Annotated in this window: 25 protein-coding genes; 20 read left to right on the forward strand and 5 right to left on the reverse strand. The window is 38.8% G+C overall.

The annotated features are described in order from the left end of the window. Nucleotides 1-7 precede the first annotated feature (7 nt). The 12 genes from ACOV1Q_RS09740 (at nt 8) to ACOV1Q_RS15900 (ending at nt 9,234) form a co-directional block, all read left to right on the forward strand. Nucleotides 8-1,147 (forward strand): serine hydrolase domain-containing protein, encoded by a 1,140-nt coding sequence (locus tag ACOV1Q_RS09740; protein WP_424494187.1) that lies wholly within the window; start codon nt 8-10, stop codon nt 1,145-1,147. A gap of 104 nt (nt 1,148-1,251) precedes the next feature. Beyond that, complete coding sequence (locus ACOV1Q_RS09745) at nt 1,252-1,791, forward strand: acyl-CoA thioesterase (RefSeq protein WP_424494188.1); 540 nt, start codon at nt 1,252-1,254, stop codon at nt 1,789-1,791. A gap of 1 nt (nt 1,792) precedes the next feature. After that, on the forward strand, nt 1,793-2,746 hold the full coding sequence (locus tag ACOV1Q_RS09750) for a bile acid:sodium symporter family protein (RefSeq protein ID WP_424494189.1): 954 nt from the start codon (nt 1,793-1,795) through the stop codon (nt 2,744-2,746). A 196-nt stretch (nt 2,747-2,942) separates the two neighbouring features. Then, entirely contained in the window at nt 2,943-4,736 is a 1,794-nt protein-coding gene (locus ACOV1Q_RS09755) for an NACHT domain-containing protein (RefSeq protein WP_424494190.1), read from the forward strand. Between the two features lie 51 nt (nt 4,737-4,787). Then, the gene (locus ACOV1Q_RS09760; protein WP_424494191.1) at nt 4,788-5,345 is read left to right on the forward strand and encodes an RDD family protein; all 558 of its coding nucleotides are present in this window, start codon (nt 4,788-4,790) and stop codon (nt 5,343-5,345) included. A 67-nt stretch (nt 5,346-5,412) separates the two neighbouring features. Then, nucleotides 5,413-6,057, forward strand: a complete 645-nt coding sequence (locus ACOV1Q_RS09765) for an alpha/beta hydrolase (protein ID WP_424494192.1) — start codon at nt 5,413-5,415, stop codon at nt 6,055-6,057. 104 nt (nt 6,058-6,161) lie between these two features. Next, nucleotides 6,162-6,647 (forward strand): hypothetical protein, encoded by a 486-nt coding sequence (locus ACOV1Q_RS09770; RefSeq protein WP_424494193.1) that lies wholly within the window; start codon nt 6,162-6,164, stop codon nt 6,645-6,647. Between the two features lie 185 nt (nt 6,648-6,832). Then, nucleotides 6,833-7,147 (forward strand): hypothetical protein, encoded by a 315-nt coding sequence (locus ACOV1Q_RS09775; RefSeq protein WP_424494194.1) that lies wholly within the window; start codon nt 6,833-6,835, stop codon nt 7,145-7,147. Between the two features lie 24 nt (nt 7,148-7,171). Then, nucleotides 7,172-8,017, forward strand: coding sequence for a CPBP family intramembrane glutamic endopeptidase (locus ACOV1Q_RS09780; protein WP_424494195.1), 846 nt, complete (start codon nt 7,172-7,174; stop codon nt 8,015-8,017). 128 nt (nt 8,018-8,145) lie between these two features. Further along, nucleotides 8,146-8,385: a hypothetical protein gene (locus ACOV1Q_RS09785; protein WP_424494196.1), complete on the forward strand. Its 240-nt coding sequence runs from the start codon at nt 8,146-8,148 to the stop codon at nt 8,383-8,385. 13 nt (nt 8,386-8,398) lie between these two features. After that, entirely contained in the window at nt 8,399-8,821 is a 423-nt protein-coding gene (locus ACOV1Q_RS09790; protein WP_424494197.1) for a lipocalin-like domain-containing protein, read from the forward strand. Between the two features lie 260 nt (nt 8,822-9,081). Then, nucleotides 9,082-9,234 (forward strand): PLDc N-terminal domain-containing protein, encoded by a 153-nt coding sequence (locus ACOV1Q_RS15900; protein WP_489686614.1) that lies wholly within the window; start codon nt 9,082-9,084, stop codon nt 9,232-9,234. A 60-nt stretch (nt 9,235-9,294) separates the two neighbouring features. On the opposite strand, the gene ACOV1Q_RS09795 is transcribed toward ACOV1Q_RS15900, so the two are convergent. After that, a complete protein-coding gene (locus ACOV1Q_RS09795; RefSeq protein WP_424494198.1) occupies nt 9,295-10,629 on the reverse strand; it encodes a clostripain-related cysteine peptidase in 1,335 nt (444 codons plus the stop codon). Nucleotides 10,630-10,832: 203 nt separating this feature from the next. On the opposite strand from ACOV1Q_RS09795, the gene ACOV1Q_RS09800 reads away from it, so the two are divergent. The 5 genes from ACOV1Q_RS09800 (at nt 10,833) to ACOV1Q_RS09820 (ending at nt 14,296) form a co-directional block, all read left to right on the forward strand. Then, nucleotides 10,833-11,594 (forward strand): oxygenase MpaB family protein, encoded by a 762-nt coding sequence (locus tag ACOV1Q_RS09800; protein ID WP_424494199.1) that lies wholly within the window; start codon nt 10,833-10,835, stop codon nt 11,592-11,594. A 76-nt stretch (nt 11,595-11,670) separates the two neighbouring features. Then, nucleotides 11,671-12,291 (forward strand): hypothetical protein, encoded by a 621-nt coding sequence (locus ACOV1Q_RS09805; protein ID WP_424494200.1) that lies wholly within the window; start codon nt 11,671-11,673, stop codon nt 12,289-12,291. Further along, nucleotides 12,288-12,587 carry a winged helix-turn-helix domain-containing protein gene (locus ACOV1Q_RS09810; protein ID WP_424494201.1) on the forward strand — a complete coding sequence of 100 codons (300 nt, stop codon included), beginning with the start codon at nt 12,288-12,290 and terminating at the stop codon, nt 12,585-12,587. The genes ACOV1Q_RS09805 and ACOV1Q_RS09810 overlap by 4 nt, the downstream gene beginning before the upstream one ends. A gap of 83 nt (nt 12,588-12,670) precedes the next feature. Further along, nucleotides 12,671-13,918 (forward strand): hypothetical protein, encoded by a 1,248-nt coding sequence (locus ACOV1Q_RS09815; RefSeq protein ID WP_424494202.1) that lies wholly within the window; start codon nt 12,671-12,673, stop codon nt 13,916-13,918. A gap of 90 nt (nt 13,919-14,008) precedes the next feature. Continuing rightward, nucleotides 14,009-14,296: a hypothetical protein gene (locus tag ACOV1Q_RS09820; protein WP_424494203.1), complete on the forward strand. Its 288-nt coding sequence runs from the start codon at nt 14,009-14,011 to the stop codon at nt 14,294-14,296. Nucleotides 14,297-14,499: 203 nt separating this feature from the next. On the opposite strand, the gene carB is transcribed toward ACOV1Q_RS09820, so the two are convergent. Next, the gene (gene carB / locus ACOV1Q_RS09825; RefSeq protein WP_424494204.1) at nt 14,500-17,352 is read right to left on the reverse strand and encodes a carbamoyl-phosphate synthase large subunit; all 2,853 of its coding nucleotides are present in this window, start codon (nt 17,350-17,352) and stop codon (nt 14,500-14,502) included. Between the two features lie 104 nt (nt 17,353-17,456). Further along, entirely contained in the window at nt 17,457-17,615 is a 159-nt protein-coding gene (rpmH, locus tag ACOV1Q_RS09830; protein ID WP_013071475.1) for a 50S ribosomal protein L34, read from the reverse strand. 162 nt (nt 17,616-17,777) lie between these two features. Here rpmH and ACOV1Q_RS09835 point away from each other — a divergent pair, with 162 nt between their 5' ends. Continuing rightward, nucleotides 17,778-18,293: a DUF2892 domain-containing protein gene (locus ACOV1Q_RS09835; protein ID WP_424494205.1), complete on the forward strand. Its 516-nt coding sequence runs from the start codon at nt 17,778-17,780 to the stop codon at nt 18,291-18,293. A gap of 150 nt (nt 18,294-18,443) precedes the next feature. Further along, nucleotides 18,444-19,148: a TlpA family protein disulfide reductase gene (locus ACOV1Q_RS09840; protein WP_424494206.1), complete on the forward strand. Its 705-nt coding sequence runs from the start codon at nt 18,444-18,446 to the stop codon at nt 19,146-19,148. Nucleotides 19,149-19,180: 32 nt separating this feature from the next. On the opposite strand, the gene ACOV1Q_RS09845 is transcribed toward ACOV1Q_RS09840, so the two are convergent. Both ACOV1Q_RS09845 and ACOV1Q_RS09850 read right to left on the reverse strand, forming a co-directional pair. Further along, nucleotides 19,181-20,113, reverse strand: a complete 933-nt coding sequence (locus tag ACOV1Q_RS09845) for a lytic transglycosylase domain-containing protein (RefSeq protein WP_424494207.1) — start codon at nt 20,111-20,113, stop codon at nt 19,181-19,183. A gap of 37 nt (nt 20,114-20,150) precedes the next feature. Beyond that, on the reverse strand, nt 20,151-20,822 hold the full coding sequence (locus ACOV1Q_RS09850) for an alpha/beta fold hydrolase (protein ID WP_424494208.1): 672 nt from the start codon (nt 20,820-20,822) through the stop codon (nt 20,151-20,153). A gap of 221 nt (nt 20,823-21,043) precedes the next feature. Between ACOV1Q_RS09850 and ACOV1Q_RS09855 the strand changes: the two genes are divergently transcribed. Next, on the forward strand, nt 21,044-21,346 hold the full coding sequence (locus ACOV1Q_RS09855) for an N-acetyltransferase (protein ID WP_424494209.1): 303 nt from the start codon (nt 21,044-21,046) through the stop codon (nt 21,344-21,346). Nucleotide 21,347: the final 1 nt, after the last annotated feature.

A 21,347-nucleotide genomic window follows, 5' to 3' on the forward strand; every position in this document is an offset into this window, starting at 1 on the left:
TGATTCCATGAATAACTTGAACCCTAAACTAGTATTTACAGCAGTTGCCTTTCTGATTACGCTGAATTTCACTGCCCAGGAAATCTATTTTCCACCTGCAGGTGAATGGGAACAGAAAGCGGCATCAGAATTTGACCTCGATTTTACTGAAGCCATCCAATTTGCTGAAGAAAACGAGTATTCAGAATCACGAGACCTGCGACAGGCCATTCTAAAAGGCTTTCAACATGAACCTTACCACGAAATCCTGGGGCCTACGAAAAAGCGCGGCGGCCCGGCAGGAATAATCCTTAAAAACGGTTTTTTGATCGCCAGCTGGGGAGATATTGACCGGGTGGACATGACCTTTAGCGTTACCAAAAGCTTCCTTTCTACCACTGCCCTGCTCGCACTTCAAAAAGGCCTTTTTGAAGCAGAGGAACCTGTTGAAAAGTACGTTTGGGATGGCACTTTTGAAGGGGAACATAACAGCAAAATTACCTGGGAGCATTTGCTGCAACAAACATCTGACTGGAGCGGACAGTTGTGGGGCGGCTTTGACTGGGCAGATCGCCCACCGCGCGATGGCAGCATTGACGACTGGAGAGCCCGTGACCTGAATGAACCCGGCACCTATTTCAAGTACAATGATGTGCGGGTGAACGTGCTGGCCTATTCCCTGCTGAATGTTTTTAGAGAACCACTTCCGCGGGTATTAAAGGAAGAAATTATGGATCCCATTGGCGCCTCCACAACCTGGCGCTGGTATGGCTATGACAATTCGTGGGTGACCATCGACGGACTCAAAATGCAGTCGGTAAGCGGTGGCGGACATTCGGGTGGTGGAATGTTCATCAACACCAAAGACATGGCCCGCTTTGGCCTGCTCTTCATGAACAACGGAAACTGGAACGGGAAACAACTTATTTCCGAAGAACTGGTACGGGAGGCAATGGTTCCTTCCGAAGCAAACCCCAATTACGGCTATATGTGGTGGCTTAATGAACAAAACTGGGAAAATATTCCGGAAGACGTTTTCTATGCAGCCGGTTTTGGTGGAAATTTTATAATTATAGACCAGGAGAACGAACTCGTGATCGTAACCCGCTGGCTGGAACCTTCAAAAATAGAGGAATTCATGAACCTTGTTTATGCGGAAATAGAGTAGAGAAACAATGAACAGGAAACAGTAAGCAATAAGCAATAAGCAATAAGCAAAATTAAAGAGCCTGAAGCAATCAGCCAACAGCCAACAGCCAAAACAAAAAGACAATGACCTTCAAAACAGTACAAGATTCCCAGGTAACGATTTCAGAATTGATGCTTCCCTCCCACTCCAACTTTAACGGCAAGATCCACGGGGGCTATGTGCTTTCCCTTTTAGACCAGATCGCCTTCGCCTGTGCTTCCAAGCATTCCGGGGTTTATTGTGTGACCGCAAGTGTAGATACGGTTGATTTTTTAAGGCCTATAGAGATTGGGGAACTGGTGACGATGAAGGCTTCGGTGAATTATGTGGGGCGAAGTTCTATGGTGATCGGGATTCGTGTGGAGGCAGAGAATATCCAGACCGGCGAATGCAAACATTGTAATTCTTCCTATTTTACCATGGTGGCCAAAGATGCCGAAGGAAAATCTTTTGAAGTGCCGGGCCTCATCCTGAAATCTAATGAAGACATTCGGCGGTTTGCCAAAAGCATCAAACGCTACGAGAACAAGAAAAAAAGGAAAACCGAATTTCATGAAACCGATTTTGTTTCTGAAGAATACCTGCACATCCAGGAACTGGATAACGTGAAAATAGAGCTGTAATTTGCAGTTCAACGGATTCATAGCCGCCCTGCTGCTGTCCATTGCGGTGGCTTACCTCCTGCCGCAGGGACCGGAGATCCTGCCGTTAAAGACCATCACCGATATTGGAATTGGGTTCATCTTCTTTTTCTACGGACTCAAACTTTCCCCGGCAGAATTTAAACTGGGTTTCCTGAATTACCGCTCACACATCCTCATCCAGGTCACCACTTTTATTGTTTTCCCATTGCTCACTTTGCTGTTCATCCCGCTTTTTGAAGGCGGCACCGGCAGTGATTTCTGGATCGCCCTCTTCTTTTTGGGAGCGCTGCCCTCTACCGTTTCTTCCTCCATCGTAATGGTTTCCCTGGCAAAAGGAAATTTGCCCACCGCGATCTTTAACGCCAGCCTTTCAGGATTGCTGGGCATTTTTGCCACTCCGTTGTGGATGAGCTTTTTTATGGGAAATTCTGCCGAATTTGAATTCGGCAATGTCATCACAAAACTGTTTTTACAAATTGTGCTGCCATTAATTATCGGGCTGTTCATGCAGCGATTTCTTGGCGAGCTGGCGAGGAAATACAGCAGAGAACTCAGCTTTTTTGACAAGAGCATCATCATTCTCATAGTCTATTCCAGTTTTAGTGCTTCTTTTGCCTCCAATTTCTTTGATTCTGTGAGTGTTGCAAACCTTGTAAAATTATTTGCTGCGGTGATCCTGCTGTTTTTTGTAGTCTACTTTGGAACCGGATATGTGTGCAGGCTGCTGAATCTTTCTACGGAAGATACCATCACCGTCAAATTCTGCGGAACCAAGAAATCACTGGTGCACGCCTCGGTCATGGTGAAGATTATTTTTGGCAATGCCGCCAATACAGGCTTGCTTTTGCTGCCCATCATGCTGTACCACATTTCACAACTGCTCTTGATCGCCGTCTTTGCTGAACGCTACCGGAAGCGGAAGATCCCTGTATAGATCACTTCCCGAAGCATTTTATCATCCCGCTGAAATTTCTTACACATTTTGAAGGAAATCCTGCTGCCGTTCTCAATATTTTGTTAAGTTTACGGCATCCCTACATTTTTATTGAAACCAGGAATGGCTGTACTCTTATTTGCAACTAACTGTACAGTAAATTTATATATATGTTTACGCAATTAGAAAAACAAATATGACACTAACACCTAACATTGAAATTACAGGATTAATTAAGCCCTTAGTCGATGGATTTAAAGCCGTACACAACGAATGGGATAATTTTTTTGAAATAGGTTTAACCGACTATCTACACTCACAAACGGAAAAATATTACTTTACAAACACTTTTCTTCATAGAAGTGAAAAGGTGAGATTTAACGATATATATTTCCCAATTAAAGCAACATATAAAAAGTTAACAACTGATTTCAATGACCTTGATGAGCTATTTACAAATTACAACAATATAACAATTATTGGTTCGGCTGGAAGTGGTAAAACGACTTTAATAAAACATATTTTTCTACAAACAATTTTTAATCAAAACCGTATTCCAATTTTAATTGAATTAAGGAACCTAAATGAATTCAAAGGAGAATTTGAAAAACTTATCACAGAGAAAATACTTAAATCTAAAGTTAAACCTAGCGATGGTATATTTAAAAGAGCATTAGAAAGTGGTAAATTTTTGTTTTTATTAGATGGATATGACGAAATTTTTTCAGACAAAAAACAAGATATAAACAGGCAAATAGAATTATTTGTTGATTCTTATTCAAATAATAAATTTCTAATAACAACTCGTCCTGGTAGTGGAATTGAGGGTTTTCCAAGGTTTTATGACTTTAAAGTATGCCCATTAGATGATGACGATGTAATTGGGTTTATTTCAAAAATTGTCGAAGAAGGAGAAAGAAAAGACCGAATAAAAAATATAGTTCTCGACCCAAAAAATCAAAACTATTATGAATTTTTAAGAAACCCATTATTACTCTCAATGTTTATAATGGCTTTTGAAAACCACCCAGAAATTCCTAAGAGAAAAACAGCATTTTATAGAAATGTATTTGACACTCTATACTCTCGACACGATGGTATAACAAAAAATAGTTTTCCAAGAGAAAAATTAACAAATCTTCAAAGAGATGATTTCGAAGATATATTATCAATATTTTCTTACCTCACCTTAATTGAAGGTCAATATTCTTTTACAAATGAATATATGACTGATATTTTAGATAAGGTAAGAGATTCATCTGATTATGAATATATTACCGAAAGTTTGATTTATGATTTAAGAACTTCAATTTCTATTTTAATTCTAGACGGCTTTGAATATTTCTTTCCCCATCGTTCGATGCAGGAATATTTTACAGCGTTGTTTATCAATAGACTTCCAACTGACAAGAAACATAAAGCATATAAAAATTTATCAAGTGTATTACAGCAATCAAGTACTGATTATAGTTTCAATTTTTGGAGTCTGTGTTTTGAAATGGATGAAACAATTTTTATATCAAATTTCCTAATTCCTCAACTAAAAAAAATATATAAACCGCTTGAAAATAAAAAAGGGAAAGAACTTGTAGAATCTTACTTTAAAATAATTAATCCAACTTTGTGGAAAAGAGATTTCAATAAGAACGGAACGACAAAATTAAGGATTTTAAGACACGCAAATTTTCAAAATGCAATTTTGGACTTTTGCGAGATTTACGACTATAACGATATATGGATGTTTCCAGAAAAACGCAGTTGTGAGGATGATTTTATAAAAATTTATGATAAACAATTGGAGAAATCTGAAAATGGAAAAAGTGGAATACCTAGACTTTTGAAAAATGATGAATTACTTGAATTTTTAGTTTCTAGAGGTATAGATGAAGTAGTAGAAAATATCCAAAAGAAAATTGAGAATAAAATACATAAGTGGGATATGACAATAAAGAAAAAAAAATCGAATATTGATGATTTATTAAATATATAAAACTGCGTACAACCCTGTGTAATTATTGCTCCACGAAGCTTTTTGTTGTATTTGGCCAAAGACAATTATAAGGGAATTAGTTTTGGAAAATGGGTGATGGGAATAGTTGGAAGAGACGAAAATTATAAAATTCACTCCCCCTCTCATTTGAAACTATTTGCAAGGAATCTTCCACTCATAATTTGGCCAGTTGAGTTTATAGCAATTCTTTTCAGCAAGAACAAGCAGAGATTAGGAGATAAGCTGGGTAAAACTCTCGTTTTCCAAAATCCAGAAAGGCCAAAGAAATTATTACGAGTATTACCAGTAATCGGATTAGGAGTAATTTTCTTCATACTTTTTTTCACTTTCGTGTCCTCAGCACTGAAATCATCAGAAGCATATAAACTTGCAATCTCGGAAATTGAAAGAAATGAAGAAATTATAGAATATGTGGGCGGAATTAAAGATTTTGGATGGATGCCAACAGGAGAAGTCAGCGTTCAAAATGGTGAAGGTACAGCTACCTATGATATCAACGTAATAGGAGAAAGCAAGGAAATGAGCGTTAAGGTTGAATTGGTTAAACCAAAAAACGGAGAATGGGAAATTACAAGTTTCCATTATTAAAACGGGTACCAAAAGTGCATAAAAACAACACGGGACGTTTCCCACAAATTGAAAAAATTCTCCTTTAATGAAAAGCATTTTATTAGTTGGAATTCTTTTTTGCTCCACATTTTCTGCGTGCGGACAATCAAATCATGACCGATTTATTTTCTTTTTACATAATCGCTTTTTAGAAGAGCACGGCCTGGATGAAGCTCATCCAGAATTCGGGAGGACAGAATACAAAGAAATTTTGAGGGAATTTAAACAAAGCGGATTTCATGTCGTTAGCGAAAAAAGAAATGGAAATGTGAACGCGCGTGATTATGCGCTCGAAATTGTAAACCAGATCGACAGTTTAATCTCAAATGGAACCGACCCTGAAAAAATAACGATTGTTGGAACTTCAAAGGGTGGATATATAGCTCAGTACGTTTCAACTTTTGCAAATAATCCCGAATTAAATTTTGTGTTTGTGGCAAGTTTCAGTGATACCGATTTAGTAGACATTCCGGAAATAAATTATTGTGGTAATATTTTGACCATTTATGAAAACACCGACCCGTTTGGAGTTTCAGCAATTAAAAGAAAAGAAAATTCTAATTGTAAAATCAGGCACTTTAAAGAACTGGAATTAAATACAGGCCTGGGACACGGGTTTTTGTTTAAGCCGCTAAAAGAATGGATTGAACCCACAATAAAATGGGCAAACGGAAATTACGAACTGAAATAAAAAAGAGGCAACAATGAATCATTAAAATTTTGACACCATCCCTCAAAGTGTCCAAATAGAAAATCCCTGCAATTTATTGTTTTGGGCCTTGACAAAAATTTAATATGACCAGAAAAAAACCTCTTTACAGCACATTTTCAACTGTGCGCTATGTGAAAGATTCAATTTTCGTTCTATGCCTGATTTATTTTATGCAGGGTGTTTTATTTGGTTTAGATAATGAATGGAATATCAATCAACTTGCACTGGGAATTTTTTTACTGATATTCTTACTGATTATTGATTCAAAAGAACTGATCGTTTATGAAGATAAATTGCAGGTTAAGAGAAAACACCTGTTTGGATTGTTATCACGAAAAACCGATTTTGAATTATCCAGGATCAAAGACATCTCTTATTCCGGGCAATTTTCCCGTACAAATGATGTGATACAGGATTTTCTACGCCTTTTACTACCTGTGATGGACCTTAAAAATACCCTCACCATAGTAACGCAGGAGAATGAAACTTATGAATATGAAGTCCATATATATAAACATAAACTTGAAACATTGATAAAAGTCATTCATGAACGTATACCGGCTATGTAGCAGGATATTGCTTAAGCCATTATTGAATCGAACCACAATAGCTACTACGAAAACTTAAAATCATCAGCCAAAATTCACCTGAAAATATTCAATATGCTTAAACAAATAATTTTTGCTCTTTTTATGCACTAATTGTTAGTCAGGCTACAGGGCAGGAAAGTTCCAATCAACCTCAAGCTTTTTATGTGAACGATTTCATTAGTGCATATCAAAGTATTTTTGTGGAAACCGATAAGACTAAATTTGAAGATGTTGATACTAAAGTTGCCAGCATCATTAGAAACATCGCTTTCATGCCAAACCAAGAAGTAGTTTTCAGAATCTTCGCTGATGAGAATTTGAAGTTAGGCTACATCTGGGATGTACATGGTGAAATGCGCTCAGGCTGCAATGACAATGTCCAAACTTTGAAGTACCTATTGAAAACCCGGGAATTAAATATAGACGGTCAAGACTGGTTTAAATCCATAAATATGCAAAAATTAAAGAGAACAAATTGATTGAGCAGCAAAGATTACGTAGAAATGAATAGGATTTTCAATAAAAAAAGTGCAACAGGATTAAAAATAAAACATGCCTTCTTGATCTTGCTGGCCTGTTTCATAATAGGTTTGATATCCACGATCCTTACCGGAAAAATACTGGAAGACACTGATTTTAGAACGTTGATTAATTATATGCTATCATTAGGAATCCCGGTTTTTGTAGCCATCAAGATTTATGAGAAATATGCTGACAAATATAGTCTGAACATCTCTACAAAGTATTTGAAATTAATTCCAATCCTTATGCCTTTACCTATCCTGTTGCAGTTTGGGCTCACTTCTCACCTGGTTCACCTAATCCCAATGCCGGAGTACATAAAGCAAATGTTTTACGAAATGGGAAATGGCTATAGCTGGGAAAATTTTTTGTTGCCTTTAATATTGGCTCCGGTTTTAGAAGAAATTTTATGCAGAGGGATCATACTAAAAGGTTTATTAAACAATTGTAATCCGCGGAAAGCTATTTTCGTCTCCAGTATCATCTTTGGGCTGTTGCATTTTAATCCATGGCAATTTATTGGGGCTTTTGGAATAGGATTGATCAACGGATGGATCTTCTGGAAAACTAAAAATATTCTATTAGCAATAGCAATGCATTTCGCCAACAATTTTTTCTTTATGCTTTTCGGGATTTATTTTGGCACAGCATATTTAGTTGACAAGCCAATGCGGGCGGTCTTTGGCAGTCCTCTTAATCAAACTCTGGCGATAGTAGTCTCTTTACTTCTATTATTAGCTATCCTCTTTTATTTAAAGCAAAGATTTGAAACAAGTAAAACTAAACATAGCTTTGGTAATCGGGATGCTAAATCTATTCAAAAATGACATTTTTATGTATTTATTTAACCGACACTTTACAGTTAAGCTTTTGCATGTCCATGTTGGCAATAACGTAGGATGTGGTTTGGAATCAGGCTTAGCAGAAGAAATTGTAAAACTGCTAAAAATCACATATGAAAAAAGAGAATAAAATCTTATTAAAAACATTCTTTATTGCCGGGCTATCTTTTGCAATAGCAATGGCTTTCTACGGATACTGGATAGACGACGACCACTTAATCTGGAAATTCATCATTCATTTTGTGCTCTTTGGGTTGACTATAGGGTTTTTAGCACGTAGAAATTATTTAAAAAAGCAGCCCTCAGTTGAAAATAACGAAGAGAGAAAAGAAGATAAAAAAAACATAGATTAAAAAACAAACACTCATGACAAAACACATTTTACACGCAGCGCTATGCCTTATTTTCCTGACCACATCTTGCTCAAAGGATGATGATAATGATTCCACAAACGGGGTTACCGTAAAACAAGAAACCCTGGTCGGCAAATGGTATTTTGTGGATCAGGTTATCAATGGGGAACGAATCCCTTATGACGACCATGAAGATTGCGGCAGGGATTACATTGAATTTAAAGAAGATGGCACCATCTGGCAAATGGATGTATGGGATTGTGAAGAATATTATGAACTAACCGGCGTTTATTCAATTTCAGACGGACAGTTACACCTGAATGGGGAGACAGTGAAGGTAATCGAACTTAATTCAAGCAAGTTTTCTATTACAGGAGAAGAAGATTACGATGAGGATGGGGAAATGGATGAAGTGACGTTGAATTTCGAGAGATAGAATATCAGAAAAATATATGAAAAGTAACTACAGAACCAATTGAATAACAACAGGTAGAAACTGAGTTTTTCAAACTCCATAGAATGTCTGTTGACATACTAAAATGACACAACCCCTAAAATATGAAAAATCAAGATCTGAAGATCAGCATTAAAACAGTGTGGCTATTAATTATAGGAAACCTTTTATTAGCAACGACTGGTGCAATAGCCAAAATTCTACACTGGAATTTTTCTGATACTATACTAATCATGGCCTTTATGCTCTTCTTTTCAAGCTGGGTAATTGTTCTAAGCGATATGGTACAGAGTAGATTCTCAAACAAATTTTTTTGGGTAACAAGCATGTTTGTTTTGCCGGCAATAGCACCAATTTTTTATTTAATTCAGAGGAGGAAGTTGCTGAATTATTAATGTGAGGGACAGATGGAGCCAGTCGAAAGTTACTGCTTGAATAGGCCAATTCCATTTCCATCACTCTACCACTTCATCCCATCCCGCAGCCTCATACCACTGGAAATTACGATAGTAGTTGCCATAATATTCGTACTCCTCATGTAAAAATGAATTATCCTCAGAATAGTTTCGCCACCTGTTGGCCTGCTTAAAATTTTGTTCGAGAGGTATAAAAGTCGAAATTCCGTGGGCCTCTGCCATGTCTAGAAATCCTCCATAACTGTAATTTACAAATGATGAATAGGTAGTTCGTGTTGTAAGAAACAGTGGAACGGCCGTTTCATAAGCCGATTCCCAGGTGTTCCATGCCTCGCTGTCCTCTTCGGAATTAGTTTTCATAAGGCTTTGAAGATCAAAATAGTAGTTATAGTAATTACTGTCATAGTTAAAAACGTCTCGCGTGCTAAGGCCTGTACCGTTATCCGCCAAATCCTTTAAAATGGTATTTGTAGCCAGGGCAAGTTCCTCCAAATCCCTGCAACTAACCACCGAAACAGCTGCACCATACTGGTACACGCTGGTATCCAGCTCGTCCCTTACCGTAGCTTTCGAAAAATGGGATTTTATTCCTTTATTATTTTCGTAATCAAAATTCTGGGCGTACTGATTAAAAAAAGCATACGCGATATTTTCAGGCTTATGGGTCTCAGAAAAAAAGGCGGGTACCATTTCCTGATAAGGGGCTCCATAAGCCGAAACTTCTACCGGCGATGCAATGATATAATTGGTAAGATCTCTTAATTCATAGGCGACTTCAATTCCCTGCATATTACAGGCATCAAACACGAGATATTCCAGGTGCGGTGTTGTGGCCAGTACTCTTTTTAGATCCAGTATATCCATATAAGTAGATTTATAGGATTTTCCATCATTGTCATCTTCCCCGAATGACCTGGTGCTCACTTTCTTCTTTTGTTCTGTTCCCGGCAACCAGCCGTTGCCATGTGACCATAACGTAAGGCCATAAGAATCGGCTACATACATGTCCAGCGCCTGATTAATGATGCCCGACATCACCGCTACATCCAGGGAATTCTGCTCTGGAAACTCTTTAATCGTTTTTGAAACAACCTGGCCATTTTCCCTGCTGATCTTAAGAAGGCGGGGAGTTGAGAAATCATCTAAATAAACCAGCAACGTATTATTTTTTGAATGCTGAACATCCCGATAACCCGCGATCATTTCTTTAAGGTCTCCTTTCGGATAAGAATCGAGGTTATTATCTGCCACTATATACACAAGGCTCGTATGGCTGGCTTCCTGCTGTATTTCTTCGGACACAGAATCTTTTTCACAACTGCTGAAGGTAACGGCAAGAAGAAACAGGAAAGTAATTTTTAAGAAGTTTTTCATCATCATTTATCTTTATGAACCAGATATACGAAGTTAGCTAATAATGAATTAGCAGCAGCAGCCATGTAAAATTTTGCTTAAAACCGCTGATTAGGAACCCATTACCTGCCATCTTCAAAAAATTCATAAATTTAACTAACTTTGTGTTTCAAAGTACTTTTTAAAAGCTATTTTTGAAGCCAAATAAGTTTTGATAATCGAAGATGGACTATTTTGTAAGACCGGATTCAATTGTGCGGGAGATATGGGGCAAAAGCGATACCGTGCTCTTCATATTTGCCGGTGCTGCTGCAGAATTTGCCCTGAATAGAGCAGTAGATTGGCTTTACTTTACCGGGCACCTGCCCGCAGATCCTCTTGGCAGATTATTTTCCACCGTTGAATATGCCGGTAAGATCGTATTCTCAAGACATTTTGAAGCAGTGGCGGCAATTGACGCTATTAACAAGATACATTCAGGTGTGGAGGAACAACGCGGAGGTAAAATTCCGCAGTGGTCTTACCGGGATGTCCTTTTTATGTTGATAGCTTATTCCATCAATGCCTATGAATTGCTGGAGCGCAGACTCACAAATACTGAAAAAGAGGAAATCTTTGATGTCTTTAACCGGGTTGGGCAGAGAATGAAAATTGAGGGACTGCCAGAAAATTTCCAGGAATGGGTTTTACAAAGAGAAAAGCATCTACAACAAGACATGGAACAAAGCCGGTACACCAAAGATCTTTACCGCCAATACAGAAAACACCTGGGAGCAGTGAGATACTGGCTCTTGCTGCAGGTTCAGCAAATGGTTTGCCCACTAAAAGTAAGGGAACTGCTCCATTTAAAAGGAAATCCTATCATTCCGCCTGCGCTAGTGGCTTATAAGTGGAGCCGACTTTTAAAGTTAAACGGCATCTTAAAATCCCTGCTCCTGCCCTCTGCTTACAAACCGCAGATAAAAGAGCTTGACCGTAACCGATAATAAATTTCAGTCTAAACTAAAATAATTCTTTGAAAATAGCATTTCTTTATTAACTTTGAAACACAAAGTACTTTACATGAAAACAGAACAGGAGTATATCAACGACCTTTCGGAAATCCGCTCAATGATGGAACGGTCGACAAAGTTTCTCTCGCTCTCGGGGTTTTCCGGAGTGATGGCCGGGATCTATGCTTTGCTGGGAGCAATTGTAATTTACTGGCTCTTCAACCTCGACTTTATTATAACCACCAATTATGCTGTAACAATCCCTGCTGAAGACCTGTTGCCCATCATTCTGATTGCAGTATCGGTACTTCTTCTTGCTGTGGGAACAGCCGCATTTTTATCCTATAAAAAAGCAAGAAGAAATAATGAGAAAGTGTGGAACCCTGTTGCAAAGAAGCTGGCCCTTAATATGGCGATTCCATTATTTACCGGCGGAATTTTCATCCTCATCTTCATTTCAAAAGGTTTATTTGCATTCGTAGCACCGTTAACATTAATCTTCTACGGTTTGGCACTTATTAATGCCAGTAAGTTTACTTTTGGAGAATTAAGGTCGCTCGGCATCGCCCAAATTATCCTGGGGCTCATTAGCGCATATTTTCCCGCACTGGGACTGCTTTTTTGGGCGATAGGATTTGGTTTAATGCATATTGCCTACGGTATTTATATGCACCTGAAGTACGAAAAGTGAAAACAATTATTAACGGTTTACATAAGGCCTTTGAAAGCAGGGTGAGGCTGGGAATCATGTCTACACTCGCTGTCAACGAAACGCTCGATTTTAAGGCACTGAAAGAGTATCTGGATGTGACCGACGGGAATCTTGCCAGTCACCTGAAGGCGCTTGAAAAGGAAAATTTTATTGCTGTGGAAAAAAGTTTTGTAGGGAGAAAACCAAATACGCAATATCAAATGACCAAAGCGGGAAGAAAAGCATTCGAATTACATTTAAACACGCTTGAAAATTTGATAAAAATTCAGAAGTAAAATTTTTTACCATTTGACTTTGCATTTCAAAGTACTTTAAAATAAATTAAATCATTATCTATTAACATTAATAACCTGGAGTTATGAACGAAAAAATCCTTTCTAATATTCATCAGCCGGCACAATTGGAGCAACTGTACAGGGCGAACAAAGCTCTTTTTACAAAAGAGTTTAAAAAGGTGTATCCGCAGATTCAGGAGATTCCCATAGCCCACTTTTGGAACGAAAGACTCCAATACGAATCTGATACTATTTCCTGGGGTTCAAGGAAGGATTTCCTGTTTATTCTCATTACTTCCTTATTAGCAGGTCTCCTTGCCAAGTTTCCCGTGTTGTTCGGGATCAATGAAGAATTTTTCTTCCCAAGAAATATCAGCTTTCTGGTTCTTCCCTTCCTGACAACCTATTTCGCCTGGAAAAATAAATGGCAACGAAAAGGCATCATTTTCATGGCTGCAGCTACAGCAATTTGTGCCTTCTATGTGAACTCTCTCCCTTATGATGTAGATACCAGTGACAGCTTAATCCTCGTCTGTATACATTTGCCTTTGCTCCTTTGGGTAATTCTGGGAGTCTCATTTGCCGGAAACGATTATGCTAATCACAGAAAACGCCTGGCCTTTTTAAGGTTTAACGGAGACCTTTTGGTGATGTCTGCTTTACTGGTGCTGGCCGGGATCATTACTACAGGCATTACAATTGGTCTCTTTCAGCTAATTGGCTACAACATCGAAGAATTTTATTTCGAGTACATAGTTGTCTTCGTTTTGCCCGCTGTACCAATAACCGCCACATACCTCACACAAACGAATCCGCAGCTGGTCAATAAAGTTTCGCCGGTGATTGCAAAAATTTTTAGTCCGTTGGTTTTGTTAATGCTTTTAATTTATCTGGGTGCCATCGTCTTCTCCGGAAAAAACCCCTACATTGACCGTGAATTCCTGCTTTTGTTCAATATCCTGCTTATTGGCGTCATGGCTTTGATCTTCTTTTCTGTTGCTGAAAGTGCTTCAAATGAAAATTCTGCTTCCGGAAAATGGATACTCTTACTTTTATCGGTGGCGACGATCCTTGTCAATGGCATCGCACTTTCTGCTATTTTATTTCGAATTTTTGAGGGAGGTTTCACACCTAATAGAATTGCAGTCCTCGGCAGTAACATCCTGATGCTAATTCATTTGCTAATATTGACCTACCAGCAATTTGAAGCGATAAAGGACAAAGAGAAAATCGTGCAGATCGAAAAGAGTATTGCTGCATTTCTGCCAGTTTATCTCGTGTGGGTCCTGGCCGTGGTGTTCCTGTTGCCATTCATTTTCAACTTTCAGTAGATTTTATTCTGCTGTAATCTTATTAAATTCTGCTGGATTACGAACAAGAGCCTCAATTTTAAAAATAATTATAAACAAAAACTTAAACTCATGCAAAATCAACTTATTCTTCCGAAGTTTATAAGCTACACCTTTGGAATCCTCGCAATGGCAATAAGCATAGTAAACACCTTTTGGGGAAACGATTCGGGATACGGGATCTTCATCTTTTTACTCCCTTTTGCATACTTTCCTCCCCTTAGCCTGTTTCTCCATCATAAACTAGGTTATAAAATGGCATTAGCAGGTAAAATTCTCCTGGCTGTTTTCATCTTGTGGTCTGCTTTGGGAGTAGCTGAATTATTTAATAAGATTCATTTAATGCTGCAAAGCTTTTAAAGTCAGCCTTACAATCATTTTGCTCATATTATTTATAAAATTCAGAAGTAATTTAAGGAAGTCTGAAAATTAGAATACCTTCCAAAAATGCCATTTTTGAAAACTTTTCCTCAGAAAAAAAGGTTGACTAAAAGCAGTAGATGTCTACCACTTTTAATCAACCTTTCCCGGCCTCCAGCCTGTTTATAATATTTGTTGAATACTTATTTGCTCAGGTACATTTTTCTCCTGGAATACAGCTCATAGAAGGCATCATCTTTTAGACTGTCTATGAATAAAATACTTTCTCCGGTACTTTTCATTTCCGGCCCCAGCTGCTTGTTCACCTTGTGAAACTTATCAAATGAGAACACCGGTTGCTTAATAGCGTAGCCTTCCAGCTGTGGATCAAATTTGAAATCTGTCACCTTCTTCTCGCCCAGCATCACCTTTGTAGCGTAATTAACGTAAGGCTGCTTATATGCTTTTGCAATAAAAGGAACCGTTCTTGACGCCCGCGGATTCGCTTCTATAATGAACACCTTATCATCTTTTATAGCAAACTGTATATTGATAAGGCCTACTGTATTCAAGGAAAGTGCGATCTTTTTCGTGTGATCTTTAATTTGTTGCATCACAAGATCTCCCAGGTTGAAAGGCGGTAATGTAGCATTGGAATCTCCTGAATGTATTCCGCAGGGTTCAATGTGCTCCATAATACCCAGAATCTGTACGTTTTCACCGTCACAAATGGCATCGGCTTCGGCTTCTATTGCTCCATCCAAATAATGATCGAGCAGTAATTTGTTATTAGGAATCTTTCTGAGCAGATCGACCACATGCTCTTCCAGCTCTTTCTTGTTGATGACAATTTTCATTCCCTGCCCTCCAAGTACATAAGACGGTCTTACCAGGATTGGAAAATCAAGCTCTTCGGCAAGAGCCAGCGCTTCATCTGCGGTTTCTGCCACTCCAAAATCTGGATAAGGAATGTCATTTTGCTTCAGCAATGTTGAAAAACTCCCCCTATCTTCGGCAAGGTCAAGGGCTTCATAACTGGTTCCCATAATTTTAATTCCGTAGCGGTCCAGTTTTTCTGCAAGTTTTAAAGCCGTTTGTCCTCCAAGTTGAACGATCACGCCTTCAGGCTTTTCATGACGAATGATGTCATAAATATGTTCCCAGAAAACAGGTTCAAAGTATAATTTATCAGAAATATCAAAGTCGGTAGAGACCGTTTCAGGATTACAGTTGATCATGATGGTTTCATAACCACATTCCGAAGCAGCCAGTACCCCGTGTACACAGCAGTAATCAAATTCAATCCCCTGCCCTATTCTGTTTGGCCCGGAACCGAGGACAACAATTTTCTTTTTATCTGAGCTTTTACTGTCGTTCTCAACATACCTTTTCCCATCGGCGGTTTCTATTTCAGCTTCAAAAGTGGAATAATAAAAGGGTGTTTCGGCTTTGAATTCGGCCGCACAGGTATCTACCAGTTTATAAACGCGGTTGATATTAAGTTCCTCCCGCTTTTTATGCACCTCGCTTTCAAGACAGTCTAGCATATAAGCTATTTGACGATCGGCAAATCCCTTTTGCTTTGCCTCAAGTAAAAGGTCTTTAGGAAGGTCATCAAGGGAGTACTTCGAAATCTCGACCTCCAATGCATGCAGTTCTTCATACTGCTTTAGGAACCACATATCGATCTTTGTGATTTCGTGGATGCGGCTTAAAGGTATTCCCAGTTGAATAGCGTCATATATTACAAAAACGCGGTCCCAACTTGGGTGAGTAAGCTTATCAATGATTTGGTCGTAATTGGTGTAGCCTTTTCCATCGGCACCCAATCCGTTGCGTTTAATCTCAAGAGATTGTGTCGCTTTATGCAGCGCTTCCTGGAACGAACGGCCAATCCCCATCACTTCCCCTACAGATTTCATTTGAAGTCCCAGGGTTCGTTCGCTGCCTTCAAATTTATCGAAATTCCAACGTGGTATTTTTACGATCACATAATCTAAGGTAGGTTCAAAGAGTGCTGACGTAGATTTGGTGATTTGGTTATCAAGTTCATCAAGCGAATATCCAATGGCCAGTTTTGCAGCAATCTTTGCAATGGGATAACCCGTTGCCTTTGATGCCAGAGCAGAAGATCTTGACACCCGCGGATTGATTTCAATGGCAATGATATCTTCCTTCTCATCTGGACTTACGGCAAACTGTACATTACATCCACCTGCAAAATCCCCGATGCTGCGCATCATTTTTATGGCTAAATCCCTCATTTTCTGAAAACAGGTATCACTCAGCGTCATGGCTGGTGCAACTGTAATAGAGTCCCCGGTATGAATTCCCATAGGATCCATATTTTCAATGGAACAAATGATCACTACATTGTCGTTCTTGTCACGCAGCAATTCAAGTTCATATTCTTTCCAGCCAAGCAATGCCTTATCAATTAAAACTTCATGTATAGGCGAAGCTTCAAGCCCTCGGGTAAGAAGTTCATCAAACTGGTCTTCTGTGTGAACAAAAGAAGCTCCGGTACCTCCCAGTGTAAAGGAAGGCCTAATTACCAGCGGGAAACCGAATTCCTGTGCGATTTCTTTTCCTTTAAGATAGGAAGTTGCAGTTTCTGCCGGCGCTACAGGTATGCCGATGCGCCCCATCAACTGCTTAAATTTTTCACGGTCTTCGGTAATATTGATAGCATCAATGTCTACCCCAATGATCTTTACATCAAAATCATTCCAGATTCCCCTTTCATCGGCTTCAATACAAAGGTTAAGGGCAGTTTGTCCACCCATGGTTGGTAATACGGCATCTATTTGGGGATGTTCTTTAAGTATCTCAATAATGGATTTGGTATTCAGAGGCTTCAGGTACACATGATCTGCCATGGAAGGATCTGTCATGATGGTCGCAGGATTGGAATTGATGAGGATTGTTTCAATTCCGTCCTCCCTTAGCGACCGGAGCGCCTGGGTTCCTGAATAATCGAATTCACAGGCCTGGCCAATAATGATTGGACCAGAACCAATAATCAAAATACTTTTAAGATTCTTGTTCTTTGGCATCTGGAAAAATATATGGTAAGGTTATAAAACTATGAAGCTTTTGGGTATAAAAAAAGGCGTTACTAAAAAAAGTAACACCTTATTATTTTGAAGACTAATTATCATTAGTGTTTATGTCTGTTCTCTGAGGAAACAGATAATTTCTTTCTTCCCTTCGCCCTTCTTCGGGCCAGCACTTTTCTTCCGTTGACACTTGCCATTCGCTCTCTGAAACCGTGCTTGTTTTTTCTTTTCCTCTTAGATGGTTGAAACGTTCTTTTCATGATAATTATCTTTAATCTTCTTTGAAATCGCTTAAAAATTAGTTTTAAGACCTGTCCTTAAAACTGCGGGCAAATATACGAAGAGTTTTTACTCTCACAAACCCTAATTTAAAATAATTTCCATTTGTTTTTCTTACCTTTGCGGCCGTCAAAAATACGATTATGTTCAACAAAAATTTCAAACTGGTCATCGCCGGAATCATTTTCGCCCTTGCAATATGGCAATTTATTGAAGGAAATATTGGAAATGGTATCTTTTTAATATTATTAGCGTCTATTTTCATATTCCTGTATTTTAAAAATGAAATGATCCTGATGGCTTTTTTAAGGCTTCGGAAACAGGATTTTGACGGCGCAAAGAAATGGCTTGACAAGATACAGGACCCTGAAAAAGCACTGACTCAAAAGCAACAGGGATACTACTGGTACCTTCATGGATTGATGCTTTCCCAAACCAACATCACCAAAGCCGAAAAATACTTCAAAAAAGCCATAAGACTGGGGCTTTCCATGGATCAGGATCTTGCAATGGCCAAATTGAACCTCGCAGGAATTGCCATGACCAAAAGGCGAAAAAGGGAAGCTCAAATGTTGTTACAGGAAGCTAAAAAGCTGGACAAACACAATATGCTTGACGAACAAATCAAGATGATGAAACAACAAATGAAGAAAATCTAGACCACCTCCTGTGGCTATTTTCACGAATCATGGTTAAAACCTGTTAAGGCCTATGTAGGTTACCTAATATACAGGTTCTTCATCGAAAATTTTTCTATGCCCTTTACATCTTCTGTAATTTTGTATTACACACAAAGTTAAAGGGGATATATGGTAAGAGTTTTACTCTTTTTATTTATCGTAATTCTTACACTTCCCGGAGAGGCTCAGGATGATGACCTGTACTTCTCTGAAGCCCTTTCTATGTATCTTCCGAAGTATGTTTCGAAAGCACAGGAAGCTTACCTCGACGATAATGTACAGCGCGCTAATTTTCTATTTGATTCACTCGTCAATAATTGCCTTAAAGGAAGTTATCTGGACAATTTTAAAGTTAAGAACCTTAAGAATAAGGTAATTCCTCTTGAAAAGCTGGATAAACCCACCTATCTTATCACCAATGCATCGTGGATCGTTCCTACGAAAGGAGAAATCCCTGCACTTAATGCTCTTGCGGAAAAATATCAGGACAAAATTGATTTTGTGGTAATATTTTGGGACAAGCGCAAGACGGCAAGGGATTTAGCTAAACAATATCACAAATCTGTGAAGGTATATTTTGTAGACGAACTAAGCAACGAAAGCAATTACGTCATTCGCAACCTGAAGCATTCCCTGGGCGTTCCTACCTCCTTTCTTTTAACCGAAGAAAAAAAGATCGTGGATATTAAAAGAAGTATTACCCATCCATATGCTGTAGCAAAAAATGAATCTTTTGAATTAAATCACAAAGCTTTTTCCGAAGGTATTTCTCAATTACTCCTTCAGGACAGCAGTGAGTTAAGCGAACATTCCGCTGAAACACGGCTGCCATAACATCTCCAAAAATGCCATTTTTGGCACCTTATTTATAGATTCATCATACTGTAATATCCCTCTTCAGGAATTTCGATGAAATACTCCTTGCGCGAGCTGTTGTTGAGATGCGCTTCCCGCAACCAGGGATTATGTATTTTTAAAATTTTGTAGTTGATCCCGAAATTTCTTGCAAATGCAGGAAAATCTGAAACTGCTGTATCTACTTTTACCTTACGAGAAGGAACATCATGATAAAGGTCTTTTTCCCTGAAGTTAAACCCAAACCTGCGCGGATCTTCAAGTATTTCCTTTAGCGCCAATATTCGAAAAACATATCTACCTGTCTCTTCTCCCAATAGCAGGTCGTAATAATCACCCACTTCCTGCCGCTCAAGCTGCCGGCTTATCCCGTAATTACCCGCGTTATAAGCGGCGGCGGCCAAAGTCCATGAACCAAATCTTTCTTTTGACTTCTTTAAATACTCTGCTGCTGCACGAGTAGATTTTTCAAGGTTATATCTTTCATCTACATTGGAGTTGATTTCCAGTCCAAGTTCTTTTCCTGTAGATTCCATGAACTGCCAAAAACCCTTGGCTCCCGCGGGCGAAACGGCATTTGTAAGTCCGCTTTCTATGACCGCAATATATTTAAGATCATCGGGCACACCATATTCAGCGAGAATAGGCTCTATCACCGGGAAATATTTGTTTGCTCTTTTTATAAGTAAAAAAGCATTTGATTGCCAATAGGTGTTGACAAGTAATTCGCGATCCATCCTTTCATAAATATCAGGACTTTCTACCGGAACAGGTTCTCCTGCAAACTCCAGGTCTTCGGGCACAGGGATGGCATAAATATTATAATCATTAACGAGCCTTTCTTCCTGGTTCTCATCTGTACCCGCGTCCTGTACTGCATAAATACTTACTGCACCAGCGACCATTATGGTACTCATCATCAATATCTTCTTAGGCAATTTCATTCTTTTTCTGTTTAAATATTATTCAATTTCTTTCCCTCTAGTTTTCTGTTTCAATGATTTTTTCAAGGCGCTCATTAAACCATCTAAACCGGTTCACAATCATAATATGCGTTCCCCCGGGAACTCTTATGCATCCTTCAATATACTTGTAAGGAAATATTTCATCCCTGTCACCATGAATATGTACGATTTCCTGATGCGGTTCTCTTTGATCCCAACACACCATTTGCGCAATAGCCCAATCAAGGTAACGGGTATCTGTGATTGAAAGATACTTTTTATACAATTTTAACCTTTTTTGGGCATAATCCCCAATCGCAATTTTTTGAAGGAGATCTACATGTCCTGCCAGGCTTGTTGGAAGAATCCTGAACAGGCCTGTGGAGCGAGCATACCTCATCCTTCGCGGCAATTCGCGCTGGCATTTAACGCTTGAAATAATGATAAGTCTTTTTATCTCCAGGAATTCTGCCATTTCCTGTACCACAACTCCCCCAAATGAAACTCCAATTAACACCACATTATTGTGCTTTACCCTTTCGCACATCCTTTTTGCATAAGCTTTGAGGGTCTCCTGCGAACGCGGTAATAGCCAGTCCAGCCAATGAATCTTATACTTGTGCTTTGGCAATTCTATATTTTCGAAAATAGAGGGATTTGCTGCCAGGCCCGGCATGCAGTAAACGTGTACAAAAGAATCCTCTTTCATTTCATGGCCTTTGATTACCGAAAATGGTGTAAAACCTTTAATTTAGGATCAAATTTAAATGTTTTCTGCCTCTTTTCCGTTTCATTCTCTCAAAATGTTAGGCCATTTTGGCACTTAAAATCTCTAAGAATTTACAGGGATATGGCTCGAAACAGCAGGAAAAAACTCTTCCACTCCCACTCTGGCGGAATTTTTGATGAAACATTAACAAAAATCATTATATGCAAACCGAACTCCCATTATCCGATAATGAATTCTTACGCCAGTTTGAAAGTACTATAGAAGGAGAACTGGTCAAAATTGAATATTCTCAACAGGAAAGAAAGATCTTCCTTACAAAAATTGTTATGAGCGAAGAGCTCCGTGAAAAGGGCTACCTGGAAACCTTCATTAAGACGGTGCTCGATCATATTAAAGAACAGGATTCTCACCGCGTCGTTCCCACCAGCCCTTTGATAGCGAAATACATGAGAAAGAATAAGAGAAAGTACAAGGACTTACTACCGGTAGGAATCAACATTTAAA

The organism is Salinimicrobium maris, from assembly GCF_049680855.1.
GTDB lineage: Bacteria > Bacteroidota > Bacteroidia > Flavobacteriales > Flavobacteriaceae > Salinimicrobium.